Raw genomic sequence first — 14,530 nt, 5'->3', positions numbered from 1 at the left:
CTGGATAAGACAATGCAGCGACTGTGCCAGAGAATGAAAAAAGCCACCGGAAGGTGGCTTTTAGAGGGAAGGGAAGGCGCTTAGTTGCGCTGCTCCAGATACATGACGGCCGCTTCCACGCGGCTTTGCGCCTCGAGTTTCTTCAGCAGGCTCTTCACATGCACCTTGACCGTGCCTTCGGAGATATGGAGGACGGAAGCCACCTGTTTGTTGGAGAGTCCCTTTGCAATTTCGCGCAGGATTTGCATTTCGCGACGCGTGAGGCTTTCGAGTTTCTGCTGCAGGTGATCCAGCTCGTAGATGTTCTCGAGGTAGGGACGCAGCGGCTCGCTCAGGATCTGCTTGCCGGTCATCACGTCGGCCAGCTGGGCCAGCAGCAGGTCGGGTTCGGTATCCTTGAGCAGGTAACCATCGGCGCCGGCCTTGAGCAGGGCCACCACGTCTTGGCGGGCATCGGAGACGGTCAGAATAACTACCCGCGAGGTGATCTCCTCGGCACGCAACGCCTTGAGGGTGTCGAGGCCGGATAGCCCTTTCATGTTGAGATCAAGCAGGATCAGATCCGGTTCGGATTCTTTGGCAAGGGCAACGGCATCGGTACCATTGGAAGCTTCGCCGGTGACATCCATGTTCTCTTCCAGAGCCAGCAACTGCACAATCCCTTTGCGCATGAGGGGATGGTCATCTACGACCAGAACACTGTATTTCATCACGTCCATCAAGCGTCTCTCGTTAGACTGGTGGGAAAAGTCAGATGCACCCGGGTGCCTTGTGGCTGCAGTTCACTGATGGTCAGCAGGCCATGCAGCTTGCTGGCGCGCTCGTTCATAATGCTCAAACCGTAGTGGTTGATCGCTGAGCTGGCGAGACCAATACCGACACCGTCATCTGAAATTTGAACCTCAATATTACCATCTGCGAGGGTCTGACAGCTAACATCAATCACTTGTGCATGGGCATGTTTGATGGCATTGAGCACTGCCTCACGGATCAGCTGCAGGATATGAATATGTTGGCCAGCCTCCAGATCCGTGTCGGACAGACCATAATGAAGCCGGATCTCTGCCGTGGTCTGGGGCTGCAGTTGTTCCAGCATGACCCGGATGGCTTCACCCAGATTGGCATCTCCTATGGTCAGGCGGAAGGTGCCGAGCAGTTCGCGCAGTTGGGTATAGGCGTTGCTGAGCCCTTCGTCGATCTGCTGCATCGCCTCCAGTGCTTTCTCCTGCTGGCCCTTGGCATGGGAGCGCTTGAGCAGGGTGGACTGGATCTTGAGGTAGGAGAGGGCCTGAGCCAGCGAGTCGTGCAGTTCGCGGGCGATGACGGCGCGCTCTTCCATCAACAGCAACCTTTGCTGTTGCAGCAGGGTCTGATCCTTGTGCAGCACCTGGGCCAGCAACATGGTGAAGTTCTTGATGAGGCGCTCATCGATGGGATGCTGGCTGATGATGTCGAGCCGGCCAAACTCCTGCTCATCCATCTGCAGATAGAAGCTGGCTACCGCGTCGAGATCCCCGGGCCAGCCGGTGCGACCGGAAAGGTAAACCGGCATGACGTTGTTCTCGAAACGGGTCAGGCGGATGTAATCGATATGCTGGTGGGCCGCGGCGCGATCCAGCAGCTTGATAAGCGTGCGGGTACTGAGCGGGGCCGTGTGCAGCTTCTGGGCAGTGCTGTAGAGAAACGAGAGGGTGTCGTTGGCCTGCTGCAGCTTGGCCGTTTTCTCCTCGACCTTGTTCTCCAGCTCCCGATAGAGCTTGCCAAGCTCGTCCGCCATGGTGCCAAAGGCCCGTGACAGCTCGCCCAGTTCGTTGTCTCGGTGGGCAGGCAGGATCAGATCAAACTCCTGGCGCTGGATCTGGCGAGCGCAATAGACCAGCTGATTGAGGGGGGCCACTACCTGTTGGCGGGTAAAGCGCACCGTGAACCAGGCGATGGTAATGATGGAGAGCAACCCCAACCCTTCGGCCAGCGCCAGCATGCGTACCTTGAACTCCACGTGGTATTGCATCTGGTTGACGAAATTGTCGATGGCAGCCACAAATTTTTCGGTGTTGTCGGTATATCGTCTGGGAGTCCGATCTTCGATATGTTGGCGCATCTCCTGCCACTGGCTGACCACCTCACCATAGGTGCGGCGCAGGGAGGCCGGGGTGATCCAGCGCTGGGTCTCCTGCAACTCCCTGGCATGGAGCGTCTCTTCGAACTGGTTAAGGCGTCCCAGTACGCTCTCACCCTGCTCGATTTCGTAGGCCATTCGGTAGGCCTGCATCCGCAGGGAGCCGGACAGGTTGATCGCCTTGGCGTCGGGTACCGAATAGAACAGGGTGACCATGGCGACCAGCGCGATCAGACTGGCCATGAAGAGGATCAAAATCATGGATCGGCCGATGGCACTGCTGACCGAGCGGACCCTGAACCGTTTTTGCATGATGCCAAAAGTCTCCGGAATGTGTGGATTACCTCTTTAGTTGCGTGGGAGTGTACTCCAACTTGTGTTAGTATCGAAAAACTAGATGAACTCCGAGCGGTTTTGCCTAAGTCCTTGAGATAGGGGGAAACCAGCCGTCAGCCGCTGTTCGAGCTGTAAGGGTCAGGAAAGAAATGCCCTGGCCTCCCGTATTTGGAAAGGTGTTTATGTCGCCACTTGAAGATGGTTTTTCCCGTCGTTTTTACTATTTGCGCCTGTCGATCACCGACGTGTGCAATTTCCGTTGCACCTATTGCCTGCCGGATGGCTATCGTCCGGAAGGGCGCAAATCCTTTCTCTCGGTAGACGAGATCCGCCGTGTGGTGAGCGGCTTTGCCGCCATGGGTACCCGCAAGGTGCGCCTGACCGGGGGGGAGCCCTCCCTGCGTCGCGATTTCACTTCGATCATTGAAGCCGTGGCAAGCACCCCGGGCATCGAGAAAGTGGCCATGACCACCAACGGTTATCGTCTCAAGGAGCGGGCCCGCGAGTGGTTTGATGCCGGGCTTTCCGCCCTCAATGTCAGTGTCGACAGCCTGGATCCCCGCCAGTTTCACCAGATCACCGGCGAAAACAAGCTGGCAGAAGTCATGGAGGGGATCGAAGCCGCCCTGGCCGCCGGTTTCAAATCGGTCAAGATCAATGCGGTGCTGCTCAAGGGGCTCAACGATTACCAGCTGGAGGCCTTTCTGGCCTGGATCAAGCACAAGCCCATCGAGCTGCGTTTCATTGAGCTGATGCAGACCGGTGAGATGGATACCCTGTTCCAGAACCATCATGTCAGCGGTGAGCAGATCAAACAGCGCCTGCTGGAAAGTGGCTGGGTTCAGCAACTGCGCGGCAAGGACGACGGTCCGGCCCAGGTCTTCATGCACCCGGAGTCACAAGGGGGCGTCGGTCTCATCATGCCTTACAGCAAGGATTTCTGCGCCGGTTGCAACCGGCTGCGGGTCTCCTCGGTGGGCAAGTTGCACCTCTGTCTGTTTGGCGACAATGGCGTCGAGCTGCGGGATCTGCTTGGTGCAGACGGCCAGCAGGAGGCGTTGCAACAACGCATTCGCTCGGCGCTCAGTGGCAAGGCGGCGACTCATCGGCTGCATGAAGGGAATGCCGGTGCGACGCCTCATCTGGCATCGATAGGCGGTTAAACCGCTCGCACACCTGACCATCACCACCTACCAAGTGGCTTTTCCCAATGGGGTACAAAATGTGCGCCCATCGAACATTATTGCGCCAAGGGTTTGATCCAGCGCAAGAATCCCCCCTGTTTATCTCCCTGGTGGTATATCCCTGAACTTGTCAGGGTCGCAATATACGCCCAATCTTATAATTGGTATTGCAGATGTCCGTCATCGGACTCGCCCGTGCGCTATTGATCACCAGTGCGCTATCTATCACCAGGAAGGAGTCGATATGCCAGAGGGTGTCAACCTGTCACGTCGGGGTCTGTTTCGCGGCCGTTTGACGTCGAAGGAGCCTGGCGTCCAGTTGCCCTGGTCGCTCCCCTGGCCCGACTTCGTAGCCGACTGTACTCGCTGTGGCGACTGCCTGACGGCCTGTCCAGAGCAGATCCTGGTCAAGGGAGATGGCGGCTTTCCCGTAGTTGAGTTCCGGCACGGTGAATGTACCTTCTGTGGCGATTGTGTCGCGGCCTGCAAGGCGCCGATATTTCGTCCGACCACGGAGGCGCCCTGGCAATACATAGCCCATATTGAAGCCAACTGTCTGGCCAGTGCCCAGGTGTTTTGCCAGCGCTGCCAGGACAGTTGTGAAACCCGTGCAATCCGCTTTTCCCCCATGCTGGGTCGGGTGCCGACTCCCAGTATTGACGCCGCCTCGTGCACCGGTTGTGGTGCCTGTGTGATGGACTGCCCGGTAGGCAGCATCCGGGTTGGCGCTCCCGGGTCGGAGAACCCAATATGAATCAGGATGTTTGTGAAGCAGGAGCCACAATGACCCAAGAGTTCCACGTATCGAGCCTGGTGGTGCTGACCCAACCCATGTTGCGTCACCGGCTCGCTGAACAGATCGCGGCTTTGGAAGGAGCCGAGGTCCACGCTGTCAGTGAAGAGGGCAAGCTGGTCGTCACCCTGGAAGGTGAGAGCCAGCAACCCATCATGGCGGCTATTGATGCTATTCAGGCGATGCCGGGAGTGTTGTCCGCCGCCCTGATTTACCACCAGTTCGATGAACTCGATAAGCAATGCGAGGATATGTCATGAAGCTGAGTCGACGCGACTTTATGAAGGCCAATGCGGTGGCGGCTGCCGCTGCCGTGGCTGGTGTCAGTGCCCCCGCCATGGCGGCCAATCTGATCACCAGTACCGATAAAACCGCCATCAAATGGGACAAGGCCCCCTGCCGCTTCTGCGGTACCGGCTGCTCCGTGTTGGTGGGTTCCCAGGATGGGCGTGTCGTGGCGACCCAGGGTGACCCCGATGCACCCGTCAACCGTGGCCTCAACTGCATCAAGGGCTACTTCCTCTCCAAGATCATGTATGGCGAGGATCGCCTCACCCAGCCCCTGCTGCGGATGAAGAATGGCCAGTTCGACAAAGATGGTGATTTCGCCCCCATCAGCTGGGATCAAGCCTTCGACATCATGGCCGAGAAGTTCAAGGCCACCCTGAAAGAAAAGGGCCCGACTGCGGTCGGTATGTTCGGTTCCGGCCAGTGGACCGTGTGGGAAGGCTATGCCGCCGCCAAGCTGTTCAAGGCGGGTTTTCGCTCCAACAACATTGACCCCAACGCCCGCCACTGCATGGCATCCGCGGTCGTCGGTTTCATGCGTACCTTCGGCATGGATGAGCCCATGGGCTGCTACGACGATATCGAGCAGGCCGACGCCTTCGTGCTGTGGGGTTCCAACATGGCCGAGATGCACCCCATCCTCTGGTCCCGTATCTCCGATCGCCGTCTCTCCACTCCGGAAGTGCAGGTGCACGTGCTCTCCACCTTCGAGCACCGCAGCTTCGAACTGGCGGACAACGGCATGGTGTTCACGCCCCAGACCGATCTGGCGATCCTCAACTATGTCGCCAACTACATCATCCAGAACGACAAGGTGAACTGGGACTTCGTCAACAAGCACACAGTGTTCAAGAAGGGGGTGACCGATATTGGTTACGGTCTGCGCCCGACCGATCCGCTGCAGCAGAAGGCCAAGAACCCGGATAGCGGCGACGCGACCCCGATGACCTTTGAGGAGTTTGCCAAGTTCGTCGCCGATTACGATGTCGACTCCGTCTCCAAGCTCTCCGGTGTCTCCAAGGACAAGCTGGAAAAACTGGCCCAACTCTATGCCGACCCGAGCAAGAAAGTGGTCTCCTACTGGACCATGGGCTTTAACCAGCACACTCGTGGCGTCTGGGCCAACAACCTCTGCTACAACATTCACCTGCTCACTGGCAAGATCTCCGAGCCGGGCAATGGTCCCTTCTCCCTGACCGGTCAGCCCTCTGCCTGCGGTACTGCCCGTGAAGTGGGTACCTTCGCCCACCGTCTGCCGGCGGACATGGTGGTGACCGATCCCAAGCACCGCGCCATCGCCGAAAAAGTCTGGAAACTGCCGGAAGGCACTATTCCCGACAAGGTGGGCTACCACGCCGTGCTGCAGGATCGCATGCTCAAAGACGGCAAGCTCAACGCCTACTGGGTGATGTGCAACAACAACATGCAGGCCGGTCCCAACATGAATCAGGAGCGCCTGCCCGGCTACCGGGATCCGCGCAACTTCATCGTGGTGTCCGATCCCTATCCGACCGTGACCGCCCAGGCGGCAGACCTCATCCTGCCAACTGCCATGTGGGTGGAGAAAGAGGGGGCCTATGGCAACGCCGAACGTCGTACCCAGTTCTGGCACCAGCAGGTCAAGTCTCCGGAAGGGGCCAAATCCGATCTGTGGCAGCTGATGGAATTCTCCAAGCGCTTCACCGTGGACGAGGTGTGGCCGGCCGAGCTTATTGCCAAGATGCCTGAACTCAAGGGCAAAACCCTGTTCGACGTGCTTTATGCCAACGGTCAGGTCAACAAGTTCCCGAAAGAGCAGAGCAAGGGGGATCTTAACGACGAGGCCGAACACTTTGGCTTCTATGTGCAGAAGGGCTTGTTCGAGGAGTACGCCATCTTCGGTCGTGGCCATGGTCACGATCTGGCACCGTTCGAGCAGTATCACGAAGCGCGCGGCCTGCGCTGGCCTGTGGTGGATGGCAAGGAGACCCTGTGGCGCTATCGCGAAGGGTTTGACCCTTACGTGAAAGCGGGGGAGGGAGTGCGTTTCTATGGCAAACCTGACGGCAAGGCTGTGATTTTCGCGCTGCCGTTCGAGCCTGCCGCCGAATCGCCGGATAAAGAGTACGATCTGTGGCTCTCCACCGGCCGCGTGCTGGAACACTGGCACACCGGCACCATGACCCGCCGTGTCCCCGAGCTCTATCGCGCCTTCCCGGATGCGGTGCTGTTCATGCACCCGGAAGATGCCAAAGCCCGTGGTGTGCGCCGTGGTGAAGAGGTGATTGTCACCTCCCGCCGTGGCGAGGTGAAGACCCGTGTCGAGACCCGTGGTCGCAACCGTCCGCCCAAAGGCCTGGTGTTCATGCCCTTCTTCGATGCGAGCCAGCTGGTCAACAAGCTGACCCTGGACGCCACCGATCCGCTCTCCAAAGAGACGGATTACAAGAAGTGCGCCGTCAAGGTGATGAAGGCCTGAGGCGGGGGAGCGAGAGATGAGTCGTAGTCGTCGCCAGTTTCTGGCCGACATGGCCAAGGGGGCCTGTGGTATGGGCCTGCTTGGTGTGGGGCTGGGCGGCATGGCCCGCCAGCAGGTGGAGGCGGTGCCGGCCCAGGCACTGCGCCCGCCAGCGGCCCTCGATGAAGCTGAGTTTCTCGGTGCCTGTGTGCGCTGTGGGCTCTGCGTCGAGGCCTGCCCCTACGATACCCTCAAGCTTGCCCGGCTGTTTGAGCCCGTCACCACGGGAACGCCCTATTTCAAGGCGCGCAGCGTCCCCTGCGAGATGTGTGACGACATCCCCTGCGTGGTGGCTTGCCCGACCGGGGCGCTGGATCAGGCCATGACCGACATCGATCAGGCGCGGATGGGGGTGGCGGTACTCATCGACCATGAGACCTGCCTCAACTATCTGGGCCTGCGTTGCGATGTCTGTTATCGGGTCTGTCCGCTCATCGACAAGGCGATCACCCTGGATCTGCAACACAACCAGCGTACCGGCAAGCACGCCATGTTCCTGCCCACGGTGCACAGCGATGTCTGCACCGGCTGTGGTAAGTGCGAGCATGCCTGCGTGCTGGAGGAGGCTGCCATCAAGGTGGTGCCCCGTGCCCTTGCCAAGGGGGAGCTGGGCCATCACTACCGGCTTGGCTGGGAAGAGAAACAGAAGGCGGGCAAGTCGCTCATCGGTGAGCGACTGACCCTGCCAACTCGCAAACCGGAGGGACTATGAGCCGTTATCCGGGACAAGAGGCACAGGCGCGTCTCGGCTGGTGGCGGTCACACCGTTTCCTGCTGCTGCGTCGCTTGAGCCAGTTCAGTGTGTTGGGGCTGTTTCTGCTAGGGCCGCTGGCTGGCGTGTGGATCTTGAAGGGCAACCTCTCCAGCTCATTGCTGCTGGAGACGGTTCCCTTGACGGATCCCCTCACCCTGCTTCAGTCGGTGGCAGCGGGCCACTGGCCCATCACCACCCTGTGGCTGGGAGCGGCCATCGTGCTGCTGGGGTACTGGCTGGTCGGGGGGCGGGTGTTCTGCTCCTGGGTCTGTCCGGTCAACCTCATCACGGATGCCGCCGCTTGGCTGCGAGCCCGGCTCGGTCTCAAGGGCAATGGCCAGTTCAGCCGCAATACCCGTTACTGGCTGCTGGCCATGGTGCTGGTGGCGCCGGCCATCGCCGGCGTACTGGTGTGGGAGCTGGTCAACCCGGTATCCCTTGCCCTGCGTGGCCTGCTGTTTGGCATGGGGGCGGGATGGATGCTGCTGGCGGTGCTGTTTCTGTTCGATCTGTTCGTGGTGGAGCGCGGCTGGTGTGGTCACCTCTGCCCGGTCGGGGCCTTCTACGCCTTGGTGAACCGGGTCGGTTTTATCAAGATTGCAGCCTCGGGGCGTGAGCGTTGCAGCAACTGCATGGATTGTTATGCAGTCTGTCCCGAGCGCCCCATCCTGCGCGGGCCGGTTCATGGCGCCAAGCGCGGTCACGGGCCCCTGATAGTGGCTCAGGAATGTACCAACTGCGGCCGTTGCATCGATGTCTGCGCGGAGCATGTTTTTGAAATCAAAGTAGGTTTTGCCGTCAAGGCAGAAAAAACATTGGAGAATAACTAATGAAAAAGCTGATTGGAGCAATGCTGGCCTGCCTGATGGCGGGTTCCTTGATGGCTGCCACCTCCGAGATCACCAACAGCACCGGGGGGATCAAGTCTGAGCGGGGGTCTACCGATCTGGTGACCGAGGCGGCGCCGGCACCCCTGAAGAACTTTCGCAAGGATGGCGACAGCTATGATCGCCAATATATCCATCAACCGCCGCTGATCCCCCACGATATCCGCAACTACGAGGTGGATAACAAGGTCAACAAGTGCCTGGCGTGCCACAGCTTCAAGAATGCCACCAGGATGAAGGCGCCCAAGATTAGCCCGACTCATTTCGAGACCCGTGATGGCAGCACGTTGGGTGAAGTCTCCCCGCGTCGCTACTTCTGCCTGCAGTGCCACGTACCGCAAGCCGATGCCAAGCCGCTGGTGGAGAATACCTTCAAGCCGGTTGAAGCCTTGAACTGAGGAGCCCATAGATGAAATTACCCGGTTTTTTGCAGCGACTGTGGACCACCTTCAAATCTCCCTCGAAGGCCGCCCTCTGGGTGCTGCTGATGATGGGTTTCTTTGGCGGGGTCATCTTCTGGGGTGGCTTCAACACCGCCATGGAAGCTTCCAACACCGAAGCCTTCTGTACCAGTTGCCACGAGATGCGCGACAACGTCTACGTGGAGTACCGTGATACCATCCACTACGCCAACCGTTCCGGCGTGCGCGCCAGCTGCCCGGATTGCCACGTGCCCCATGAGTGGACCTACAAGATCATTCGCAAGGTGCAGGCGTCCAAGGAGCTGTGGGGCAAGCTCACCGGCAAGGTGGACACCCGCGAGAAGTTCGAAAGTCACAGACGCGAGATGGCCGAGCGGGAGTGGAAACGGATGAAGGATACGGATTCGAGAGAGTGCCGTAACTGTCACAACTTCGAATACATGGACTTCTCCCTGCAAGGGCAGCGCGCTGCCAAGATGCACTCGACCAACCTAGCCAGTGGCGAGAATACCTGCATCGACTGTCACAAGGGGATAGCGCACCAGCTCCCGGACATGACAGGGGTGAAGGGGTTCTAACCCAAAAGACGCAGGCCGGATTTATCCGGCCTGCGTCTTTTTTTGCCAACCGGTGGGGTAAAGGATGGTTTTGTGAACCCTTTAGACCCATATCCAGTGAAACCTTTGATAGAATCAGCCCACCGTGCAGGATCCCGAGTGAACAAGTGCTGGTGACTGAACCTGGTTGTTCCCGTCAACATGCAAGGGGAGACTGCCCTGGGCTCCTTGCCCTTTTCTCATATTTCTCACGGTTTATAGCTAACAGGAGCTGCCCGATGGGACAGAAACATAACGAATTTATTCCCCTCAAGATCGCCGTACTGACGGTCTCCAACAGCCGCACCGCCGCCGAAGACAGCTCGGGTGACTACCTGGTGTCGGCGTTGAGCGAGGCGGGACATCAGCTGGCCGATCGGGCGCTGCTCGCCGACGATCTCTATCAGATCCGCTCCCGGGTCAGCCAGTGGATTGCCGACGAGGGCATCCAGGTGGTACTGGTCAATGGCGGCACCGGTTTTAACGATCAGAACCGAGTGCCTGAAGCGGTCGGCGTACTGTTCGACCGCACCGTCAAAGGTTTTGGCGAGTTGTTTCGCCAGCTCTCGTTTGCCGAGATCAAGGGCTCTGCCATGCAGAGCCGCGCCCTCGCCGGGTTGGCCAATCGCACCCTGATCTGCTGCCTGCCCGGTTCGACCGGTGCCTGCCGCCTGGGGTGGGAGAAGCTTATCCGCGATCAGCTCGATGCCCGCACCAAGCCGTGCAATTTTGTCTCCCATCTTTGAACACCTGCATGAAAGGGATAGTGATGAACCTGACCCATCTCAACCAAAGCGGCGAAGCCCACATGGTGGACGTGACCGACAAGCAGGTCACCGAGCGTGAGGCGCGCGCCGAGGCGTTTGTCGCCATGGCCCCCGAGACCCTGACCCTGATCCTGAGCGGACAGCACCACAAGGGGGATGTGTTCGCCACCGCCCGCATCGCCGGCATCATGGCGGCCAAGAAGACCTCGGATCTGATCCCCCTTTGCCACCCCCTGGCGCTCACCAAGGTAGAGGTAGAGATTGCTCCGCTGCCCGAGCAGAACCGGGTGCATATCCGCACCCTGTGCAAACTCGCCGGCAAGACGGGGGTAGAGATGGAAGCGCTTACCGCCGCGTCGGTAGCGGCCCTCACCATTTACGACATGTGCAAGGCGGTACAAAAAGACATGGTGATCGAGCAGGTTCGCCTAGTGGAGAAACGGGGTGGCAAATCCGGCCACTTCCAGATCGGTGACAACAGAGGAGAGCAGGCATGATCAAGGTACTGTTTTTTGCCCAGGTCAGGGAGCTGGTAGCGTGCGACGAGCTGACCCTGCCCTGCGACTATGCCACTGCCGAGGCGCTGCGTGCCGCCCTGTGCAAGCGCGGTGACAAGTGGGCGCTGGCGCTGGAGGAGGGCAAGCTGCTGGTGGCGGTCAACCAGACCTTGGTGCCCCTTGCCACCGAGCTTCACGATGGCGATGAAGTGGCCTTCTTCCCCCCCGTGACCGGAGGTTAAGGATGCGCGAGATAATGACAGTGGATCGCATCACTGGGCTGTGCGGTGGCGACGAAGTGGCCTTCTTCCCTCTCCTTCCCGTAACGACCGGAGGCTGACATGAGCCAGACAAGCACCACGGATCGCATCCTGGTCCAGCAGGCCGATTTTTCGCTGGCCGATGAGTATGCCCGCCTCGCCACTCGCGCCGACACCGGCGCCATCGTCACCTTCGTGGGCAAGGTACGTGATTTCAATCAGGGGGAGGAGGTCAAGGGGCTGGCCCTCGAGCACTATCCCGGCATGACCGAGAAAGCGCTGACAGAGATCGTGGCCGAAGCGCGCCGCCGCTGGCCCCTGCAGGAGTGCACCCTCATCCACCGCATCGGCGAGCTGATGCTTGGCGATCAAATCGTGCTGGTGGCGGTGAGCAGTGCCCATCGAGAGGCGGCCTTCGATGCCTGTCACTTCATCATGGATTTTCTGAAAACACGCGCCCCCTTCTGGAAAAAAGAGCTGACCGTTGACGGGGTCAAGCGCTGGGTCGACGCAAAAGAGAGCGACAATGCGGCCGCCGCCCGCTGGCAGCAGCCCGGGTCGCAACGAGAGGAGTAGGTTCGCCGAGAACCATGGCTCCTATTTCCGGGCCGGGCCATGCCAGACCCGCATCAGGAGGAAAGAAATGAAACCGCTGTTATCTGTATTGGTGTTGGGAGTCTGTGCCGGTGCGCTGCACAGTGTCGAGGTGCAGGCCGACGAAGTGAAGGTGGCCGTGGCGGCCAACTTCAAGGGAACGCTGGAGCGTATTGGCCAGGAGTTTACTGCCAAGACCGGCCACCAGGTGACCATCTCTTCGGCCGCAACCGGCGTGCTCTACACCCAGATAAGCCACGGTGCACCGTTCGATCTCTTCCTCTCCGCCGACGTGGCCACCCCGCAGAAGCTGGAGAAAGAGGGCAAGGGTAGCGAACGCTTCACCTACGCCATTGGCCAACTGGGGCTGTGGAAGAAAGGGGGCCCCGCACCGGATGAGGCTCAGCTTCGCGCCTGGCAGGGCAACCTGGCCATCGCCAACCCGCGTACCGCTCCCTATGGCGCCGCCGCCATGGCGACCCTCGAGAGTCTCAAGATCGATCCCAAGCAGTACCGTGTGCTGACCGGGGCCAACATCAGCCAGACCTGGCAGTTTGTCGACACAGGTAATGCCGAAATGGGCTTCGTGGCCTGGGCCAATCTGGTTGAAGCGGGTAAAACCGGTGAAGCCTGGGCTGTGCCACAGAACCTCTATCCTGCCATCGAGCAGCAGGGGCTGGTGCTCAAAAAAGGTGAGGCCGTGGATGCTCTGGTCGCCTGGCTCAAAGGGCCGGGTCAGAACACCATCAAGGAGGCGGGTTATGCCCTGCCTTGATATTCATGACGAGTGTCATTCATGAGTGAAGGGGATCTGCAGGCGGTCTGGTTGACCCTGAAACTGGCGGCCAGTACCACGGGCATCCTGCTCTTGCTGTCGCCGCCGCTGGCCTGGTGGCTGTCGCGCAGCCAGAACCGGTTGCGCCCCCTGGTGGAAGCGCTGGTGGCCCTGCCACTGGTGCTGCCGCCGACCGTGCTCGGTTTTTATCTGCTGCTCGCCTTCTCCCCTGAATACGGGCTGGGGGCATGGTGGCGCCACACCTTCGGGGCACCACTTGCCTTCAGCTTCACCGGCCTGTTGTTTGCGTCGATCCTCTACTCGCTCCCTTTCGTGGTGCAGCCGCTCACCTCCGCCTTCGTCAATATGGGCAACAAGGAGCTGGAAGCTGCCGCCACCTTGGGGCTGGGGCCCTGGGAGCGCTTCTTCCAGATCATCTTGCCGATGACGCTGCCCAGCTTCGTGATGGCGGCGGCGCTCGGCTTTGCCCACACCCTGGGGGAGTTCGGCGTGGTGTTGATGATAGGGGGCAACATACCCGGTGAGACCCAGGTGCTCTCCATCGCCCTGTTCGACCATGTGGAGGCGATGGACTACCAGAACGCCCACTATCTGGCGGGCGGGCTGATGGGTTTCTCCCTGGTGATGCTGGTACTGGTGTACGGGGTGCTGCAGCGCCGTCAGCGGAGACTGTTTGGATGAGCCTGCAATTCAAGGCGCGCCGTGTCTTCGGCCCCTTTACCCTCGATTGCGAACTCGCCCTCGAACTGGGGGGGATCCTCGGTCTGTTCGGTCCCTCCGGTTGTGGCAAGAGTACCTTGTTGCGGATCATTGCCGGGCTGGATCGCCAGCCGTGCGACCGCTTGCACTGGCGAGGACACGAGCTGGCTCCCCTGCTGCCCGAGATGCGTCGCATCGGCCTGGTGTTTCAGGACTCGCGACTCTTTCCCCACATGACAGTGCTGGGCAACTTGCAACTGGCGGCGCGCAAGGGGCGTGGCCGCTGGCAGCCGCAGGTGCTGGCCGAACGGCTCGGGTTTGCCGAGCTGCTTAACCAGCCGGCCCATGCGCTCTCCGGTGGCCAGCGTCAGCGGGTGGCGCTCGGGCGGGCGCTCTTGGCCGAGCCCGATCTGCTGCTGCTCGACGAGCCCTTCTCGGCGCTGGATCGGCGCAGCCGCATCCATCAGGCCCATGTGCTCAAGGGGCTGCAGCGAGAGAGCGGCATCCCGATGATCTTCGTCAGCCATGCCATGGAGGAGGTGAGCCTCTTGTGTGATCAGCTGGTGTTGCTGGAGGGGGGCAGGGTGGAGGCGCAGGGCCGGCCGAGCGAGATCTTCGCCCGCACCGATTTGTCGCTCGCCAGTCGCGACGATGCCGGCGTCATGCTCAATGCCACCCTGGCCCACTACGATGACGACGAGCAGATGGCGACCCTGCAACTGGGGGAGCAGACCCTGAGGGTCACCATGTCTCATGCGCCGGACGAGGTTGGCCCGCTGCAGATCAAGGTGGCGGGACGGGACGTGGTGATCGCCACCGCCCCCATCGAGTACTCCAGTCTCTCCAACTGTCTGGTTACCCGCCTGCTGGCGCTGCGCGAAGTGCGCCCCGGCCAGACTCTGTTGCAGTTGGCGCTGGGGGAGCAGATACTGCTGGCCCGGATCACCAGCCGCTCGGCAAACCGGCTGGCGCTGGAGCCGGATCAGCGGATATACGCTTATATCAAGGCGGTCAGCCTGGTCAGTGAAGGCTGACCGGCAG

At 60.3% G+C, this 14,530-nt stretch carries 17 protein-coding genes and 1 riboswitch; of the genes, 15 read left to right on the top strand and 2 right to left on the bottom strand.

What is annotated here, in order from left to right:
- Nucleotides 1-80 precede the first annotated feature (80 nt).
- The gene (gene narL, locus LA321_RS20085) at nt 81-719 is read right to left on the bottom strand and encodes a two-component system response regulator NarL (protein ID WP_026455821.1); all 639 of its coding nucleotides are present in this window, start codon (nt 717-719) and stop codon (nt 81-83) included.
- Nucleotides 719-2,431, bottom strand: coding sequence for a nitrate/nitrite two-component system sensor histidine kinase NarQ (gene narQ / locus LA321_RS20080; protein ID WP_042072842.1), 1,713 nt, complete (start codon nt 2,429-2,431; stop codon nt 719-721). The genes narL and narQ overlap by 1 nt, the downstream gene beginning before the upstream one ends.
- 78 nt (nt 2,432-2,509) lie before the next feature.
- A riboswitch (molybdenum cofactor riboswitch) is annotated at nt 2,510-2,650 on the top strand.
- Between narQ and moaA the strand changes: the two genes are divergently transcribed.
- The 15 genes from moaA (at nt 2,638) to modC (ending at nt 14,523) form a co-directional block, all read left to right on the top strand.
- Nucleotides 2,638-3,618, top strand: coding sequence for a GTP 3',8-cyclase MoaA (moaA, locus tag LA321_RS20075; RefSeq protein ID WP_042073358.1), 981 nt, complete (start codon nt 2,638-2,640; stop codon nt 3,616-3,618). (Overlaps the previous riboswitch by 13 nt.)
- Before the next feature lie 265 nt (nt 3,619-3,883).
- Nucleotides 3,884-4,393, top strand: coding sequence for a ferredoxin-type protein NapF (gene napF / locus LA321_RS20070; protein WP_042072840.1), 510 nt, complete (start codon nt 3,884-3,886; stop codon nt 4,391-4,393).
- A 29-nt stretch (nt 4,394-4,422) separates the two neighbouring features.
- Complete coding sequence (locus tag LA321_RS20065; protein WP_026455825.1) at nt 4,423-4,692, top strand: chaperone NapD; 270 nt, start codon at nt 4,423-4,425, stop codon at nt 4,690-4,692.
- Nucleotides 4,689-7,178 carry a nitrate reductase catalytic subunit NapA gene (gene napA / locus LA321_RS20060; protein ID WP_042027475.1) on the top strand — a complete coding sequence of 830 codons (2,490 nt, stop codon included), beginning with the start codon at nt 4,689-4,691 and terminating at the stop codon, nt 7,176-7,178. Before LA321_RS20065 ends, napA begins: the two co-directional genes overlap by 4 nt.
- Nucleotides 7,179-7,194: 16 nt before the next feature.
- On the top strand, nt 7,195-7,929 hold the full coding sequence (napG, locus tag LA321_RS20055) for a ferredoxin-type protein NapG (RefSeq protein WP_026455826.1): 735 nt from the start codon (nt 7,195-7,197) through the stop codon (nt 7,927-7,929).
- Nucleotides 7,926-8,801 carry a quinol dehydrogenase ferredoxin subunit NapH gene (gene napH, locus LA321_RS20050; protein ID WP_042072839.1) on the top strand — a complete coding sequence of 292 codons (876 nt, stop codon included), beginning with the start codon at nt 7,926-7,928 and terminating at the stop codon, nt 8,799-8,801. The genes napG and napH overlap by 4 nt, the downstream gene beginning before the upstream one ends.
- Nucleotides 8,801-9,256, top strand: coding sequence for a nitrate reductase cytochrome c-type subunit (locus LA321_RS20045; RefSeq protein WP_042027472.1), 456 nt, complete (start codon nt 8,801-8,803; stop codon nt 9,254-9,256). Before napH ends, LA321_RS20045 begins: the two co-directional genes overlap by 1 nt.
- Nucleotides 9,257-9,267: 11 nt before the next feature.
- Nucleotides 9,268-9,858 carry a cytochrome c3 family protein gene (locus tag LA321_RS20040; protein WP_042027471.1) on the top strand — a complete coding sequence of 197 codons (591 nt, stop codon included), beginning with the start codon at nt 9,268-9,270 and terminating at the stop codon, nt 9,856-9,858.
- 257 nt (nt 9,859-10,115) lie between these two features.
- Nucleotides 10,116-10,622, top strand: a complete 507-nt coding sequence (gene moaB / locus LA321_RS20035) for a molybdenum cofactor biosynthesis protein B (RefSeq protein WP_026458449.1) — start codon at nt 10,116-10,118, stop codon at nt 10,620-10,622.
- A gap of 23 nt (nt 10,623-10,645) precedes the next feature.
- Complete coding sequence (gene moaC / locus LA321_RS20030) at nt 10,646-11,140, top strand: cyclic pyranopterin monophosphate synthase MoaC (protein ID WP_042072838.1); 495 nt, start codon at nt 10,646-10,648, stop codon at nt 11,138-11,140.
- Nucleotides 11,137-11,382: a molybdopterin synthase sulfur carrier subunit gene (gene moaD, locus LA321_RS20025; protein ID WP_042072837.1), complete on the top strand. Its 246-nt coding sequence runs from the start codon at nt 11,137-11,139 to the stop codon at nt 11,380-11,382. Before moaC ends, moaD begins: the two co-directional genes overlap by 4 nt.
- Nucleotides 11,383-11,481: 99 nt before the next feature.
- Nucleotides 11,482-11,976, top strand: coding sequence for a molybdopterin synthase catalytic subunit MoaE (moaE, locus tag LA321_RS20020; RefSeq protein WP_042072836.1), 495 nt, complete (start codon nt 11,482-11,484; stop codon nt 11,974-11,976).
- Between the two features lie 67 nt (nt 11,977-12,043).
- The gene (gene modA / locus LA321_RS20015) at nt 12,044-12,769 is read left to right on the top strand and encodes a molybdate ABC transporter substrate-binding protein (RefSeq protein ID WP_042072834.1); all 726 of its coding nucleotides are present in this window, start codon (nt 12,044-12,046) and stop codon (nt 12,767-12,769) included.
- 21 nt (nt 12,770-12,790) lie between these two features.
- Nucleotides 12,791-13,471, top strand: a complete 681-nt coding sequence (gene modB, locus LA321_RS20010; protein WP_042028172.1) for a molybdate ABC transporter permease subunit — start codon at nt 12,791-12,793, stop codon at nt 13,469-13,471.
- Nucleotides 13,468-14,523, top strand: a complete 1,056-nt coding sequence (gene modC, locus LA321_RS20005) for a molybdenum ABC transporter ATP-binding protein (protein WP_042072833.1) — start codon at nt 13,468-13,470, stop codon at nt 14,521-14,523. The genes modB and modC overlap by 4 nt, the downstream gene beginning before the upstream one ends.
- Nucleotides 14,524-14,530: the final 7 nt, after the last annotated feature.

The sequence above is a fragment of the Aeromonas enteropelogenes genome (assembly GCF_020097295.1).
Taxonomy (GTDB): domain Bacteria; phylum Pseudomonadota; class Gammaproteobacteria; order Enterobacterales; family Aeromonadaceae; genus Aeromonas; species Aeromonas enteropelogenes.
Note: the sequence above shows the minus strand (reverse complement) of the source record. Positions and strands in the feature narration are given on the sequence as shown.